A 13,670-nucleotide genomic window follows, 5' to 3' on the forward strand; every position below is an offset into this window, starting at 1 on the left:
GTTGGCCCTGTCTAGCAAGCGACGTTACGGCGGCAAAGGGGGTGACGTCGGGTTTCGCGTGACAGGGGCGCGGGCTAGGGTGATCCTGCCCGTCAAATCCGAGGGAGAGTAATTCCGATGACTGCGTACCCACATATGCTTGCCCCGCTTGATCTGGGCTTTACCACGCTGAAGAATCGCGTGCTGATGGGCTCGATGCATACCGGGCTGGAAGAGACCCGCGACTGGAACCGGGTGGCCGAATTCTATGCCGATCGCGCGCGGGGTGGCGTGGGGCTCATGGTGACCGGCGGTATCGGTCCGAACATGGAAGGGTCTGTCCTGCCGGGGGCGGCGATGATGACCAGCGACAAGGATGTCGCGAACCACTCCATCGTCACCGCCCGGGTGCACGAGGCGGGCGGCAAGATCGCGATGCAGATCCTGCATGCCGGCCGCTATGCCTATGGGCCGAAATGCGTGGCGCCCAGCCCGGTGAAATCGCCGATCTCTCCGTTCCCGCCGACCGAGCTGGACGAGGAAGGGATCGAGAAGCAGATCGGCGATATCGTCAATGCCGCGGTGCTGGCGAAGCAGGCGGGCTATGACGGGGTCGAGATCATGGGGTCGGAGGGGTATTTCCTGAACCAGTTCCTGGTCACCCATACCAACAAGCGCACCGACCGCTGGGGCGGATCTTATGACAACCGGATGCGCCTGCCGATCGAAGTGGTGCGCCGCACCCGCGAGGCGGTGGGCACCGATTTCATCATCATCTATCGCCTGTCGATGATCGACCTTGTCCCCAATGGCTCGACCTTTGATGAGGTGGTGCAGCTGGCGAAAGAGATCGAAAAGGCCGGTGCCACGATCATCAATACCGGCATCGGCTGGCACGAGGCGCGGATTCCGACGATTGCCACCAGCGTTCCGCGCGCGGCCTTTGCATGGGTCACGAAAAAGCTGATGGGGCAAGTGTCGATCCCGGTCATCACCTCGAACCGGATCAATACGCCCGAAGTGGCCGAGGACGTGCTGGCAACCGGCTGTGCCGACATGGTGTCGATGGCCCGCCCGATGCTGGCGGATGCGGATTTCGTCAACAAGGCGGCGGCGGGACAGGGCGACCGCATCGCGCCCTGCATCGCCTGCAACCAGGCCTGTCTGGACCATACGTTTGGGGGCAAACTGACCTCGTGCCTGGTGAACCCGCGCGCCTGTCATGAAACCGAACTGGTGGTGGAGACGGCGGCGGCGCCCAAGAAGGTTGCCATCGTGGGCGCCGGTCCTGCGGGCCTGTCGACCGCGATCACCGCCGCGCAGCGCGGCCATGCGGTGACCGTGTTCGACAAGTCGGACGAGATCGGCGGTCAGTTGAACATGGCCAAGCAGGTGCCAGGCAAGGAAGAGTTCTGGGGGCTCGTGGACTGGTACCGGGTGATGCTGGCCGATCTGGGTGTGACCCTGAAACTGGGCCAGGCAGTAGGCGCCGATGATCTGAGCGGATTTGACGAGGTGGTGATCGCCACGGGCGTCAGCCCGCGCGATCCGGCGATCCCGGGACAGGACCGGGCCAATGTGCTGAGCTATGTCGACGTGCTGCGCCATAAGAAGCCGGTGGGCAAGCGGGTGGCGGTGATCGGTGCCGGAGGCATCGGGTTCGACGTGTCCGAGTTCCTGCTGGAAGAGGGCCACAGCCCGGCGACCGACCTGCCGCTGTGGATGAAGGAATGGGGTGTGACCGACCCGGGCGAGCACCGCTCGGGCCTGGCGCCCGAGGGGCCGCAGCCCGCCAAGCCCGAGCGCGAAGTGACGCTGTTGCAGCGCAAGGCCAAGGCGCATGGCAAGGACCTGGGCAAGACGACAGGCTGGATCCACCGCGCGACGCTGAAGATGAAGGGTGTCAATTTCGTGGGCGGTGTGAACTACGAGAAGATTGACGACGACGGTCTCCATATCAGCTTTGGCGAGGCGCGGGAGAACCCGACGGTGATCGCCTGCGACACCGTGGTTCTGTGTGCCGGTCAGGTCTCGGACCGGTCGTTGGCGGATGCGCTGGAGGCCAGGGGCGTGCCCTGCCATGTGATCGGCGGGGCGGACGTGGCCGCCGAACTGGACGCCAAGCGCGCGATCAATCAGGGCACCCGGCTGGCGCTGTCGTTCTGATCGGGGCGATGGAGAGATTTTTCGTCGAAAAATCTCTGCCTCCGGCGGGAGTATTTGCAGCGAAATGAAGGGGCAAAGCGCTTGGGCCTTGGCTGGGTTTCATGGTAGTGTTCAGCCATTGGTTGCAAGGATTGAACGCTCATGTCGGAAAAAGCGCTTTATGAACCTCTCTCTGCCGGTGACCCACTGTTTTCGGGCTATCGGTTCCGCACCGGCGATCCCGGTGGTCCGCAGACCGAGGGGTTAGGGCTTGGCCTGGGCGGCGAGAATGGGCTGCAACCGGGTGATCCGGTTGCGCTCGATCAGCATTATGTACGCGCGGTGGCCTTTACCCGCGAGGCCAGCGGCAAGGTCAGCTGGTTCAACAGCCTGTTCAGTGCGCAGGCCAGCGGCAAGTCGGTGGGCGTGTTGCAGGAGGCGAAATCGTTCATGGTGGGGACGGTCGATGGCCAACAGGTGGAAATCGGCGTTGCGGTTCTGTTGAAGATCGAGGCCACCAGTTTCAAATCGGATGCGCAGGTCTCGGTGGCCAATATCGCCGCCGAGGCGCAGCTGGGCCTGTCGCGGGCAGAGATGGAGATCAGCGTAAGGGGCTATACCGGGGCGCTGGGCGACATGCTGCCCGCGCCGAGCGGGGTCGACCTGACCTCGTACACCAAATATCTCGAAGCGTTCGAGCGCATCCAGAAACATGTGTTCGGGCCGGGCGGTGCGGCGCAGTATTCGCCGGTCGTTCTGGGCAAGCTGCGGGCCGGTGCCGGGGGCGATTGACCGCCACACGGATCGGACCGCGCCCCCTGTTGGTTGAAACCTCTGTTGCGCTGGTTGTTCTAGCCGTGGCTTGCGCGGCTGTCGTCGGGGGCCTGATCGCGGTGGGTCATGCCATAGTCGCGGATCACGCCCGCCACGCGCAGGCGGTAGTCGGCGAAGAGCGCCTAGCGCCCGCGAGTCTGCGCGCCGCGATGGGCGGCAAGCCGGCGCCAGCGGGTGACGGCTTCTTCATCCTCCCAGAACGACAGCGACAAGAGCTTGCCGGGGGTGCTGAGGCTCTGGAACCGTTCGACCGAGATGAAGCCCGGCATATCGTCAAGCAGGGCGCGCATCCGGCCCGCGAGATCGAGATAGGCATCCTGTTGTTCGGGGGCGGGTTCGACTTCGAAGATGACGGCGATCATGTCGGCTCTCCATGCGGGGTGGAGACCCGTTTGAGCCATGTGCGGTCCTCGCGCAGAATGAACTTCTCGGTTTGGGCGAAGTCGTAGTTCTGGCGCCCCAGCGGATCGGCGGCAAGGCGGGCGCGATAGGTCTCGTATTCGGCCAGGCTGGGAATGTTGTAGATGCCATAGGCGAGGGTCGATGAGCCCTCGTGCGGGGCGTAGTAACCGATCAGGTCGGCGCCGCAACGCGGGATCGCCTGGCCCCAGGTCCGGGCGTAGCGTTCGAACTGCGCTCGCTTGGTCGGGTCGATATGGTAGCGGATGATGCAGGTCAGCATTGGGGTCCTTTCATCTGGACCCCTGTCTTAGGGCAAGGATCGCCGGCGAGGGTTCGCCCGCGGTCGAAGCTTACGACCTACTTCACCTCGATGGTGATCACCTCGGACACGATCGGGGTGCTGTGGGGCACATGAGTATAGTCGCCCATCACCAACTGCAGCGTATGTTTGCCCGGTTCGAGGTCGAGCGTGACCTCGGTCTGGCCCTTGCCGAAGTGGCGGTGGTGCTCATCCGCGGGAAGGGCGTATGTCAGCTCCTCGGCCCCATCTTCGCCCTGACCCATCGGCGGCCGGTCGACCAACAGGTGGTGATGGCCGGTATTCTCGGCTTTGGTCCCGGCCGGGGCGACGCCCATGCCGCTGAGGCCGAAGATCACCCTGACCGGAGAGGAGACGGTATCGCCATCGGCGAGGTTGGCGAAATAGACGCGCGCCTCGGGGTTGGCGACGGTGTCGCCACCGGCAAAGGCCGGAAGCGCGATGGCCAGAGCGGCCAGACAGGCGGCTAGCTGTTTCACGTGGGTCTCCTTTGTGCAAAAACTCTGTTGCGATCCTACCGCAGATGCGCCGTTTCTCGGATCACGAAGATGTTTTCAGGCACCGAAAACCATTGTTTCCCTGTTTCCCTGCCGCAAACGATCCGCGACAAAACCCTGATATTATCCCAGCTCTGCCCCGTTCTCGCCCAGATCTGCCCGGATAAGTGATCCTCAAGCAAGATCAATCAGCCGAGGAACCGAGCATGGACCGACTGACAGAAATGGAAGCTTTTGCCAATGTCGTGGACCAGGGCGGATTCACCGATGCGGCAAAGAAGATGGGCATCTCGAAATCCGCGGTGTCTAAGCATGTTTCCAGTCTCGAAGCGCGCCTGGGCGCCCGGCTGTTGAACCGGACCACCCGCCGGGTGTCGCCGACGGAAATCGGCCTGGCCTATTATGATCGCGCTCGTCGGGTGCTGAACGATGCCGGAGAGGCCGACGCGCTGGTGACCTCGATGCAATCAGCGCCCTCGGGGTTGCTCAGGATCTCGGTCGCGACCGATTTCGGCGTCAATCATCTGTCGCCGGTCCTGTCCGGCTTTCTGGCTGAGTTTCCCGATATCACCGTCAACATGGTTCTGAACAACCGTTATGTTGAGTTGATCTCGGAAGGGTTCGACATGGCCGTCCGTATCGGCGAGCTCGAAGACAGCACCCTGCGCGCCCGCAAGCTGAGCGAAACCACCAAACGGATGATCGCCAGCCCCAGCTACTTCGAGAAATACGGGCGACCGCAAAAGATCGACGATCTGAACGAACACAAGCTGTTGCACTATTCCAGCCAGGCCTCGGGCAATGTCTGGAAGCTAACCGCGCCGTCGGGCGAGAAACGTCAGGTACGCACCGCCGGCTGGCTGAGTGTGAACGACGGTCAGTCGCTGCTGAACGCCGCCATTTCCGGGCTGGGGATCGCCTATCTGCCCTGCTACCTGTTCGCCGATGCCATGGAACAGGGGCTCGTCGAGGATGCGATGCCGTCATTGCCCGACGAAGTACAGGGCATCTACGCTGTCTATCCACCCGGTCGGTTCACCCAACCCAAGGTGCGCGCCTTCATTGATTTCCTGGTCCATTCTTTTGCGGACAAGGGGCCGATGAACTGGTAAAATTCCCGCTTGCTTCCCTGGCAAGAAGACTGCCCCGCGCCTGGCGCGGGGTTTTTTCCTTGAAATGGAAGGCGAGTAACGACAAGTCTTTGATATCTAAAAAAGAAGAACAAGAAGAAACGTTGTGAAATTATCAAGACCTATTTTTGCAATCAGGTCGAATATCACCGTCTTCGCTGAGCATTTCTGGAAAATAGTTATTCCGACCAGCAAGTGCAAACAAACTGGCCACCCTTAAACGTCAAGCCGTTATTCTAGTGAATTATTTCGATGACTTGATTTCGCCGCTTGACTTCGGGGCAGTCCTCAAACAGCGCGCTTTCAGGCCAGTATTTTCTCTCCGAGAAGTAACAGGACATCGGTCAAGAAGTGTGCTTTGGGGGGTGAATCTAGAATCACCTATGAGGAAAGGATTTACCTAGCAGGCTGCAGCCGAGGCCGCGACCGAAACGCAAGCTTCGCTGTTTGGCGAAGAGGCCGTGCAGGAAAGCCTCTGCCTTGAGCGCGCCAAGGTCCTCGATCGGGCCATCAAAGACCTTGGAAGCGAGATCAGCACCTTCAAGACGCTGGTCAACCGGGCCGACGCTATCTCTGAGGCCGGGAACGTGCTACAGTCGGAGACCAACGAAGCGCGCCTCAAGGCAGACACCGAGGCACGGGCCGCACTCTCGAAGCAGGCCAACACCAAAGGACCGATCAGCGATGCACTCACCGAAGCAGCCCGCAAGTACCGAGAAGACGGAAAACTCGCAGACGCAGCGCGAGCCTTTGCCGATGCTGTCAGAAGAGAGAGCAGCCTGGGCGAAGGAAGAGGGCCGCAAGCTGGCCCTGCTCGGGATGGTGATGGACAAGCGCAAGCAAGCGGGCCTGAACCCGTATCCGCCGGGATCGCTGGTCGAGAGCAAACCCAAGCCGAAGGCGTAGACGCCGCCCGGGCAGCGCCCCGCAAGCCTGCTTCCGAACCCTCCAAGACCATTGGTTCCGCCAAAGACCCGCTTCGCAAGAAGGGGGATTGGTAGGACGCGGATCTTGTCGTGGAGAACCAGGACGGAAACACCTTTTTGAAATGCCTAGCGGCACCCCATTCTTTGTCTATCGCACCGATGATGAGGTCCGGTTCGATGTGTTCAGACTGAAAGAAGGTGGCGCCGGAAACGCTCTCTATGCCACAAAGGACTAACCAGAGCATGCACTCCTGCACGAGCTCGGTCATGGCGTTTACGGAAAACAGCGTATGGCTGAAAATAAAGCTCTTGAGCGATGAACAAGTATCGAGGCAGGCCCAGTCTGCTCTTTGGTGCGTTCTGACTTTGATTGACTAGGTTTTGTGCTGAGTTGACCGCGTGACGCTGGAGTTAGACTTGTCGGGCGGCCCCATTGTCTTTTTCGACATCCGACGCTATCTTTCGGATTGCCTCGGCAGAGAGGATAGATTTCTGGCTCATCCCATCGGAAGAGATTGCAGACTCTACCCACTTCGCTGCCGAGGCGCCGTCCTCCAAAAACTCGACTGCCTCGAGAGCCTGCGCGCAAAGTGTTGTTTGTAGGGGGCAGCAGAAATGGTATTGATGGCGCCTCGCCAGCGACAACTCGCAAAACTGAAAGGAGGTTTGCAGATGAAATCAGAGAACAACTCGACATCGATCCAAGCGCCCTCACAGCCAGCGAAGCGGCCTATGTCCTCAACTTCCGAGATGCTGATGCCCTCCGAGATACAGGCGCTAAGGCAAGATCAGAAAGAAGCCTCCGACTGGATGAGGAAGGAACTGGCGCGCAATCCGATCCGGTAAGGGAGTTCCAGCGCCAAAGCTATCGGATCGCCGTGTTCGGTAGCTGGGCTGATCCGTCTGGCTGACAGTACGTCCCCGAACGCTAGATTTCAGGAAACCAATCGCTTGAAAATACTGGTTCTCACAGGGGCAGGACTATCCGCCGAAAGCGGTCTGCCGACGTTTCGAGGAATGGGAGGCCTGTGGAACGGGCTGCGGGTGGAAGACCTCGCGACCTCAGACGCCTTGGCGCGAAATCCAGGATTGGTGCTGGACTTTTACAACACGCGCAGACAGCAGATCGCCAAGGCTCACCCAAACGCAGCACATGTCGCGCTGGCGCGACCGCAGTTTGCGACAAAGCACAAAGTGATTGTCGCCACCCAGAACATCGATGATCTGCACGAAAGGGCGGGATCTAGCAAAGTCAGTCATATTCACGGTTCGATCTTTGAAGCGAAATGTAATGCGTGCTGGCGGTCATGGTCTGCATCCTACGACTTGGATCCAGAGGACACCTGCCCACATTGTGACGAACCTGCCGTTCGACCCAATATCGTTCTTTTTGGAGAGGCTCCGAAAGAGACCAGAATGATCGAACAAGCCATCAAGAAAGCCGATCTGTTCGTTGCGATTGGAACCTCGGGAACAGTGCATCCCGCGGCGGACTGGGTTCGGCAGGCGAAGGTGTCCGGAGTACGCACGCTTGAAATCAATACTGCCAAAACAATCGTTTCCGAATTCTTCGACGAGACACTGAGAGGGGCAGCAAGCGAAGTTGTTCCTCGGTGGGTCGCGTCAATGATAGGCTAATCTACGTTGTTCGCCACCTACGCACCGCATACCGACATGTATCGGGTCATGAGTAGCATCGACAACAGTTTAGCCGCAATTTCGACACGCTTACGCGCGCGTACCCATAGCTGAGGCTCGGCGCACGGGCGCTCACCGAGATATTCAGCGCAATCGCGGGCGTATGTGATCTAGAGCCGGTCCATTGCTATGCGACAGAACCTGATTGCCTTTCATTCACGGCTGGTTATTTTCAGGCGCTTCTTAGGATTGCTAGTTAGGTAAGTTCCGTGAAAATCCGAGGTAAGCCGCGTCAATGTGGGGGATTTAGTGGGGGATGCATTCAACTATTTCGTCGAATTTCCATTATAATTCAATAATTTATAAAGAAATGGTGGCGGAGGGAACGGGACCGGGATCCAACGTTCTCCACCTCTAAGTATCTGTTTTTATTCAGTCCGCGAGATGACTTTGGCGCTTTATGCTTTCCGCGTGCCATAAGAGATGGCATTTGCACTCCCAGCTCGGCTTTAGGACGCGAAGAAGGATGAGCAGAGCGTCAGCCGGTACCGGCTGCGAAAGCATCATAGGCGCGCAACGCATCTGCACCGTAAACGGCAGCTGGTCCGCCGCCCATGTAAAGCGCCAGGGAGACAGTCTCAGATACTTCCTCCCGCGTGGCCCCGTGTGTGCGTGCCATCCGCGTGTGGTAGGCGACACATCCATCACAGTGGACAGCGATGCCGATCGCGAGCGCCATGAGTTCTTTCGTCTTCGCATCAAGAGCGTGGCTGGCCGTAGCAGCGGATGACAGCGCAGCGAACGCCTTCATCGCATCGGGTTCGCTTTCCCGGATCAAACCCACTCCAGCCATCACGTCGTCGGCAATTCGTTTGAAGTCTTTTGTCATGTTGCTTCCTCCCCTCTGCGCGGATCAGACTGTCTTGGCTTTCCGGAGTATCGTACCTTCCAGCTTGGTCGCCGCGGAAACTGTGTTGAAAATCGTCCCGTACTTCCGGACGTTGTGATGCATCAGATCGAGTTTACGGTCGTCCTCGTCGGTATCGATGATCAGCTCGTAGGTGATCTTGGCCATGAAAGGCGGGCTGTCCTGGCGGAGGCCTCGAAGGCGCACCTCGACACCGCGGTAGCTGAAGCGGTTGACCGGGGCGATACGCTCGATGCCCTTGATCATGCAGGCGGCAACGGCCGCCAGCAGCAGTTCAGCCGGGTTGAATGCGTCGAGCCGGCCTTTCACGTCCGTATCGAGCGTGATCTCGGCGTCCTTGGTTCTCGCCAAGGACCCGTGGGCATCTACCCGGTTCGCGACGACAGAGTATTCGAGCATCACTCCCACTCCATCTGCTGGAACGCCGTCTGAGCGTTGCGGCCGGCCAATGCCTCGAATTGCTCGAGGTAGGCGAACGCGGATTGATCGACCTCAGGCGCATCCATGATGTCTCCGCCCTCGCCGAGCAGCGCTCCGATCTGCGTGCGCAGGTTCATGAGGTAGTCGTAGGTGTCGGCGCGCGCCCGTTCCATCGTCGTGGCATGGCCGTGGCCCGGGACGACATGCGCTGCACCTGTCGCCGCGACCGCTTCGAAAGCCGCCGGCCAATCGGTGATCGAACTCTGATCCCCAACACCGAGAATGCGCTCCACGTAGACGATGTCGCCGGTGAAAACGACATCGCGTTCCGGCACCCAGACGAAACTGTCACCCGGCGTATGGGCGGCGCCCGGATGCACGATCTCGAACGTCAGCCCGCCCACGTCCAGCGCGAAGTCGGCCTCGAACGTCACGTCCGCATAAGATGGCTCGGTGCCGTCAAGGGCATCTCCCAGGAACTGAGCAAGGGCCGTCATCTGCATCGATCCGCGCTCGCGCTGGTCAGTTACGGCATCTTCGGATGCGATCACCGTCGCTCCCTGCGCCTGCCAATAGCCGTTGCCGAGCCAGCGGTGATCCTGCCCCCCGGTGTCGATGACGTAGAGGACCGGCTGGTCGGTCACGGTGCGGATTGCGGCATGAAGAGCTTCGGCCCCCTTCGAAGACCCGCCCGGATCGATCAGAACGGCACCATTCCCTGTCACGACGAACCCGAAGGTCGCGTTGTTCGCCAGGTTCTCCGGGCTGCGCTGTTCCTTTTCGCCGACGATGGCCCAGACACCTTCCGTGACAGGCTGGACCTCGAGGCCTTGAGCGACGGCGAGACCGGGAGCGATCAATGCCGCGTATATGATGACGGCGCGGATCATGCAGACAGCCAGCCTTCGAGTTTCGCGGCATCGGGCAGCCCGCCCGCATGTACCAGCTTTCCATCGACGGAAATCCCCGGTGTGGACATGACGCCTGCCATGGCGATGGATTTGGGATCGGTGACCTTCTCGACGTCAACGTCAATGCCGAGCTTCGCGGCGACGTCCTTCACCATGGCTTCGGTGGTTTCGCATCGCTTGCAGCCGGGGCCGAAGACCTTGACGGTTTTCATGGGTGTCGTCCTTTCAGAGAATTGCGTTGAAGAGAAAGCCGGTGGCCAGGATTCCCGCAGCCACGACGGCGATGAAGATCGCGATCAGCCGGTAGCTCAGCACCTGCTTGAGGATAATCATTTCCGGGAGCGAAAGAGCGATCACTGACATCATGAAGGCCAACGTCGTGCCGAGGGCAGCTCCCTTGCCCAACAGCGCCTCGACAATCGGAATGACCCCGGCCGCATTCGTGTACATGGGCACGCCCACGACCACGGCGGCGGGCACCGACCACCAGGCCTCGCCGCCCATGATCCGCAGCATCATCTCCTCTGGAACATAACCGTGGATGGCCGCGCCAATCCCGATGCCGATCAGCACCCAGATCCAAACCTTGCCAACGATCTCGCGCACCTGTTCGGCGCCGATCTTCAGCCGGTCCACCAGCGTCAGCCGTTCCTCGGGTAGATCGCCAACGGGGCCCGTATTCAGCTCGCGCACCCAGTCCTGCAGGTACTTCTCCAGCCCCATGCGGCCCAGAACGAACCCGGCGACCGTGGCGATCGTGAACCCGAACACGAGGTAGATCGTGGCGACCTCCCAGCCGACGAGACCGTAGAGCAACCCGAGGCCGACCGGCCCCACCATCGGCCCGGCGATCAAGAAGGAGAAGGTCACGCCCAGCGGGATGCCAGCGGAGACAAAGCCGATGAAGAGCGGAACCGAGGAGCAGGAACAGAAGGGCGTCAACACACCGAGCAGCGCGGCCAGCGGATAGCCCCAGATCTCACGCTTGCCCGCAAGGATCGCGCGGGTCTTTTCAGGGCTGAACCAGCTGCGCAGCACCCCGGTGACGAAGACGATGCCCGTAAGGAGGAGGAGAACCTTGGGCACATCGTAGATGAAGAAGGCAATGGCCTCGCCGGTGTGGCTGTGCCGTTCAACGGGAAAGAGTCCCGTCGCCCATTCCGAGAAAGGGATCAGACGGTCGTAAGCGAGCCACCAGAGAACAGCAGCGACAAGAACTCCGGTGTACCAGAGCCACTCAGACGCCGCCTTTTGGGCGCCGGGTTCATGGGTTTCGGCGGTCATGCTGCTTCCTCTTCGAATGCACGCTCGGCATTAAGGACCGCGTCGAGCAGATTGATGATCTCCGGGGCCAGATCGGGGTTGCGACGATAGCGGACCCATTGTGCGTCGCGACGGTCCACTACGAGATCAGCATCGCGGAGCACCTTCATATGCCGCGACATCCGGCTTTGACTGGCATCCAGCTTCACCATCAGTTCGCAAACGCAATGCTCAGCGCCGTCTTCGAGCAGACGCATCGCACCGAGACGCGTCGGTTCGGCGAGCGCACTCAACACAGTGAGAATCATCTTGGACATCCTTCTGCTTATGCGCATGTGCGCATGGGCAGATAGCCGCCGCCTTGATCTGGATCACCATGCCCATCAGTGCGGACAATCGATTTGCCGATCGGACACCACTAGCTGCAGAGCAGTGGCTCGACCTGGAGCGACGAACCGGGCAAGACGCGCCCTACGTCGGGGTCGATCACGGCTATGCCCTTTGCCAGCGCAATCGGTCCGAGACTTGCCGAGGAGCCTCGATCCAGCCGTCGCAGGATGGGGCGACCAAGGGCGTCTCTTTCGTCCCAGGTCACCGGAAGGTATTCGCGACGTCCGACTTTGCGCGAATAGTCGAAACCCGACACCGCGGGAATCCAGTTGTCGATCTCTTCAAGCAAACCCGCCGCCTTGCGCAGTGCCGGGCGCGCGATCTGGAGAAAGGTGATCGCTGCCGCATAAGGGTTGCCGGGCAGCCCGACGAAGAGAGCTCTGCCGACCCGGCCGATCGTGAGCGGCTTTCCTGGGCGGATTGCCACCTTCAGGACTTCAAGGGTCGCATCCTCGCGCTTCAGCGCGTCGAGGACGTGATCTTCCTCTCCGGCAGAAACACCCCCTGACGAAATGACGATGTCGTTCGACGCCGACGCCTGACGGATGGCGCTGCGGATCGCGTCAGGATCGTCGGGCAGGATCCCGTGATCGGTCATCGCAATCCAGGGCTCGGCCATTAGGGACCGCAGCATCACGCGGTTCGAATTGTAGATCTGCCCATGGTCGAGCGTCTGGCCGGGATTGCGAAGCTCATTGCCCGTCGAGCACAGGCCGACGCGAAGTCGGCGATGAACAGGGACATCCGCCAGGCCAGCCGCCGCCAGAAGCGCGAGGCGCGGTGGCGTCAGGCGCAAGCCGCGTGGCAGCACCGGCTCGTCTTGTCTGCGGTCCTCGCCCTCTCTCCGGATATTGAGACCCAGACGCGGCGGTGTCGCGATCTCGATGACATTGCCCCTGCGCGTGACGCTTTCCTGCATGATGACGGCATCCGCACCTTTTGGAATCGGAGCCCCGGTGAAGATCCGTGCCGCGGTGCCTTTCTCCAGGTGCACAGGTCGTGTGTCCCCGGCAATGATGCGCTCGCTCAAGCGAAAGCGATAGGGCCCGGCGCCTTCGAAATCACCGATCCGAACCGCGTATCCGTCCATCGCCGAATTGTCGAAGGGCGGCAGGTTGGTGCGTGCGCGTGGCGCATCGGCGAGAACCCGGCCACAAGCGTCTTCAAGCGCAAGGCGCTCTGTTCCGCTGACACGCGCGACGGCTGCAACTGCAAGAAGGCGCGCGGCATCAACAGAAAGCGCGGAAACGTTTCGCCCTGCCGTGCATGTATCGCCGATAGCCATGGCGCTCGCCCCTTCATTTTCACAAGTGTTGCCAGCGCACGTTTTGCGGACAGGCAGACGCATCTCAACCGGCTGCAAGGAAGCGAGGCCCGTGAGCCTTTTCGAACCAACTGCGAATGGCGCGCAGGTCCGGTCTCAAAGTCTCGGCCGCTCCGTCAGAAAACGACAGAAAGTCCGGCACGTTCATCTCGTTCACGCCCACAAGCGTCGGTATTTCCATGTCCATCGCCAGCGTGATGGCAGGACACAGACCGCGGCCTTGCGCCTCCAGTTTGCCGAACTTGTTGACGATCAGAAGGTCCGCGCCACCCAAGCGCGCCTCGACCTCGGCCGCGATAGCCTCGATCACGCCGCCATCAAGGCGGCACCCTTTCGCCATGGGCCCCAAGGGCTGGCTGATCCGGAACCCGGGACCGTCCGGGAGCACACGCAAATCCATGTCGCAGGGATGCCCGGATGGATCCGCAGGCTTGACACGCACGGTTCCGGCCAGTCGTAGTCCATCGTCCTCGAAGGCGTGGGCAACCTCGGCGAGAAGGTCGTCGATCCGGCCGCGCCCTTGCACTGTCACGTAGGCAATCTTCATCCCGCTCTCCCAAGAAG

The 13,670-nt window shown here is 60.8% G+C and carries 16 protein-coding genes and 1 pseudogene; 6 read left to right on the forward strand and 11 right to left on the reverse strand.

Features of this window, described 5'->3' with window-relative positions:
• The first annotated feature begins 117 nt into the window (after positions 1–117).
• Both MB818_RS12770 and MB818_RS12775 read left to right on the forward strand, forming a co-directional pair.
• Positions 118–2,145: an NADPH-dependent 2,4-dienoyl-CoA reductase gene (locus MB818_RS12770; RefSeq protein ID WP_234162857.1), complete on the forward strand. Its 2,028-nt coding sequence runs from the start codon at positions 118–120 to the stop codon at positions 2,143–2,145.
• A 141-nt stretch (positions 2,146–2,286) separates the two neighbouring features.
• Complete coding sequence (locus MB818_RS12775) at positions 2,287–2,916, forward strand: hypothetical protein (protein ID WP_234182479.1); 630 nt, start codon at positions 2,287–2,289, stop codon at positions 2,914–2,916.
• Between the two features lie 59 nt (positions 2,917–2,975).
• Here the strand turns inward: MB818_RS12775 and MB818_RS12780 are convergent.
• The 3 genes and pseudogenes from MB818_RS12780 to MB818_RS12790 form a co-directional block, all read right to left on the reverse strand.
• A pseudogene (locus tag MB818_RS12780) lies at positions 2,976–3,320 on the reverse strand (antibiotic biosynthesis monooxygenase family protein).
• The gene (locus tag MB818_RS12785) at positions 3,317–3,640 is read right to left on the reverse strand and encodes an NIPSNAP family protein (RefSeq protein WP_234137131.1); all 324 of its coding nucleotides are present in this window, start codon (positions 3,638–3,640) and stop codon (positions 3,317–3,319) included. The pseudogene MB818_RS12780 and the gene MB818_RS12785 overlap by 4 nt, the downstream one beginning before the upstream one ends.
• Before the next feature lie 77 nt (positions 3,641–3,717).
• Positions 3,718–4,158, reverse strand: coding sequence for a DUF4399 domain-containing protein (locus tag MB818_RS12790; protein WP_234137132.1), 441 nt, complete (start codon positions 4,156–4,158; stop codon positions 3,718–3,720).
• 224 nt (positions 4,159–4,382) lie between these two features.
• Between MB818_RS12790 and MB818_RS12795 the strand changes: the two genes are divergently transcribed.
• The 4 genes from MB818_RS12795 to MB818_RS12805 all read left to right on the forward strand — a co-directional run bounded on the left by MB818_RS12795 (position 4,383) and on the right by MB818_RS12805 (position 7,870).
• On the forward strand, positions 4,383–5,288 hold the full coding sequence (locus MB818_RS12795; RefSeq protein WP_234137133.1) for a LysR family transcriptional regulator: 906 nt from the start codon (positions 4,383–4,385) through the stop codon (positions 5,286–5,288).
• Positions 5,289–5,767: 479 nt separating this feature from the next.
• Positions 5,768–6,307, forward strand: coding sequence for a hypothetical protein (locus MB818_RS12800; RefSeq protein ID WP_238905297.1), 540 nt, complete (start codon positions 5,768–5,770; stop codon positions 6,305–6,307).
• Positions 6,301–6,468, forward strand: coding sequence for a hypothetical protein (locus MB818_RS22130; RefSeq protein WP_439653287.1), 168 nt, complete (start codon positions 6,301–6,303; stop codon positions 6,466–6,468). The genes MB818_RS12800 and MB818_RS22130 overlap by 7 nt, the downstream gene beginning before the upstream one ends.
• Before the next feature lie 715 nt (positions 6,469–7,183).
• Positions 7,184–7,870: an NAD-dependent deacylase gene (locus tag MB818_RS12805; protein WP_234216136.1), complete on the forward strand. Its 687-nt coding sequence runs from the start codon at positions 7,184–7,186 to the stop codon at positions 7,868–7,870.
• Between the two features lie 538 nt (positions 7,871–8,408).
• Here the strand turns inward: MB818_RS12805 and MB818_RS12810 are convergent.
• From MB818_RS12810 to MB818_RS12845, 8 genes are all read right to left on the reverse strand, one after another.
• Positions 8,409–8,759 carry a carboxymuconolactone decarboxylase family protein gene (locus MB818_RS12810; RefSeq protein ID WP_238905298.1) on the reverse strand — a complete coding sequence of 117 codons (351 nt, stop codon included), beginning with the start codon at positions 8,757–8,759 and terminating at the stop codon, positions 8,409–8,411.
• A 24-nt stretch (positions 8,760–8,783) separates the two neighbouring features.
• Positions 8,784–9,197, reverse strand: a complete 414-nt coding sequence (locus tag MB818_RS12815) for an OsmC family protein (RefSeq protein WP_238905299.1) — start codon at positions 9,195–9,197, stop codon at positions 8,784–8,786.
• Positions 9,197–10,108: an MBL fold metallo-hydrolase gene (locus tag MB818_RS12820; protein WP_238905301.1), complete on the reverse strand. Its 912-nt coding sequence runs from the start codon at positions 10,106–10,108 to the stop codon at positions 9,197–9,199. Before MB818_RS12820 ends, MB818_RS12815 begins: the two co-directional genes overlap by 1 nt.
• Positions 10,105–10,341 (reverse strand): thioredoxin family protein, encoded by a 237-nt coding sequence (locus tag MB818_RS12825; RefSeq protein ID WP_238905303.1) that lies wholly within the window; start codon positions 10,339–10,341, stop codon positions 10,105–10,107. The genes MB818_RS12820 and MB818_RS12825 overlap by 4 nt, the downstream gene beginning before the upstream one ends.
• 13 nt (positions 10,342–10,354) lie before the next feature.
• Positions 10,355–11,413 (reverse strand): permease, encoded by a 1,059-nt coding sequence (locus MB818_RS12830; RefSeq protein WP_238905304.1) that lies wholly within the window; start codon positions 11,411–11,413, stop codon positions 10,355–10,357.
• Positions 11,410–11,700 (reverse strand): ArsR/SmtB family transcription factor, encoded by a 291-nt coding sequence (locus MB818_RS12835; protein WP_238905337.1) that lies wholly within the window; start codon positions 11,698–11,700, stop codon positions 11,410–11,412. The genes MB818_RS12830 and MB818_RS12835 overlap by 4 nt, the downstream gene beginning before the upstream one ends.
• 110 nt (positions 11,701–11,810) lie before the next feature.
• Entirely contained in the window at positions 11,811–13,067 is a 1,257-nt protein-coding gene (locus MB818_RS12840; protein WP_238905306.1) for a molybdopterin molybdotransferase MoeA, read from the reverse strand.
• Between the two features lie 64 nt (positions 13,068–13,131).
• Positions 13,132–13,653: a DUF2478 domain-containing protein gene (locus tag MB818_RS12845; RefSeq protein ID WP_238905308.1), complete on the reverse strand. Its 522-nt coding sequence runs from the start codon at positions 13,651–13,653 to the stop codon at positions 13,132–13,134.
• Positions 13,654–13,670 lie beyond the last annotated feature (17 nt).

The sequence above is a fragment of the Ruegeria alba genome (assembly GCF_022321465.1).
GTDB lineage: Bacteria > Pseudomonadota > Alphaproteobacteria > Rhodobacterales > Rhodobacteraceae > Ruegeria_B > Ruegeria_B alba.

What these genes read in the sequence shown, in the direction of transcription:
- MB818_RS12770 (WP_234162857.1), top strand. Translation starts at nt 118, where the DNA reads ATGACTGCGTACCCACATATGCTTGCCCCGCTTGATCTGGGCTTTACC.
- MB818_RS12775 (WP_234182479.1), top strand. Translation starts at nt 2,287, where the DNA reads ATGTCGGAAAAAGCGCTTTATGAACCTCTCTCTGCCGGTGACCCACTG.
- MB818_RS12785 (WP_234137131.1), bottom strand. Translation starts at nt 3,640, where the DNA reads ATGCTGACCTGCATCATCCGCTACCATATCGACCCGACCAAGCGAGCG.
- MB818_RS12795 (WP_234137133.1), top strand. Translation starts at nt 4,383, where the DNA reads ATGGACCGACTGACAGAAATGGAAGCTTTTGCCAATGTCGTGGACCAG.
- MB818_RS12810 (WP_238905298.1), bottom strand. Translation starts at nt 8,759, where the DNA reads ATGACAAAAGACTTCAAACGAATTGCCGACGACGTGATGGCTGGAGTG.
- MB818_RS12815 (WP_238905299.1), bottom strand. Translation starts at nt 9,197, where the DNA reads ATGCTCGAATACTCTGTCGTCGCGAACCGGGTAGATGCCCACGGGTCC.
- MB818_RS12820 (WP_238905301.1), bottom strand. Translation starts at nt 10,108, where the DNA reads ATGATCCGCGCCGTCATCATATACGCGGCATTGATCGCTCCCGGTCTC.
- MB818_RS12825 (WP_238905303.1), bottom strand. Translation starts at nt 10,341, where the DNA reads ATGAAAACCGTCAAGGTCTTCGGCCCCGGCTGCAAGCGATGCGAAACC.
- MB818_RS12830 (WP_238905304.1), bottom strand. Translation starts at nt 11,413, where the DNA reads ATGACCGCCGAAACCCATGAACCCGGCGCCCAAAAGGCGGCGTCTGAG.
- MB818_RS12835 (WP_238905337.1), bottom strand. Translation starts at nt 11,700, where the DNA reads ATGATTCTCACTGTGTTGAGTGCGCTCGCCGAACCGACGCGTCTCGGT.
- MB818_RS12840 (WP_238905306.1), bottom strand. Translation starts at nt 13,067, where the DNA reads ATGGCTATCGGCGATACATGCACGGCAGGGCGAAACGTTTCCGCGCTT.
- MB818_RS12845 (WP_238905308.1), bottom strand. Translation starts at nt 13,653, where the DNA reads ATGAAGATTGCCTACGTGACAGTGCAAGGGCGCGGCCGGATCGACGAC.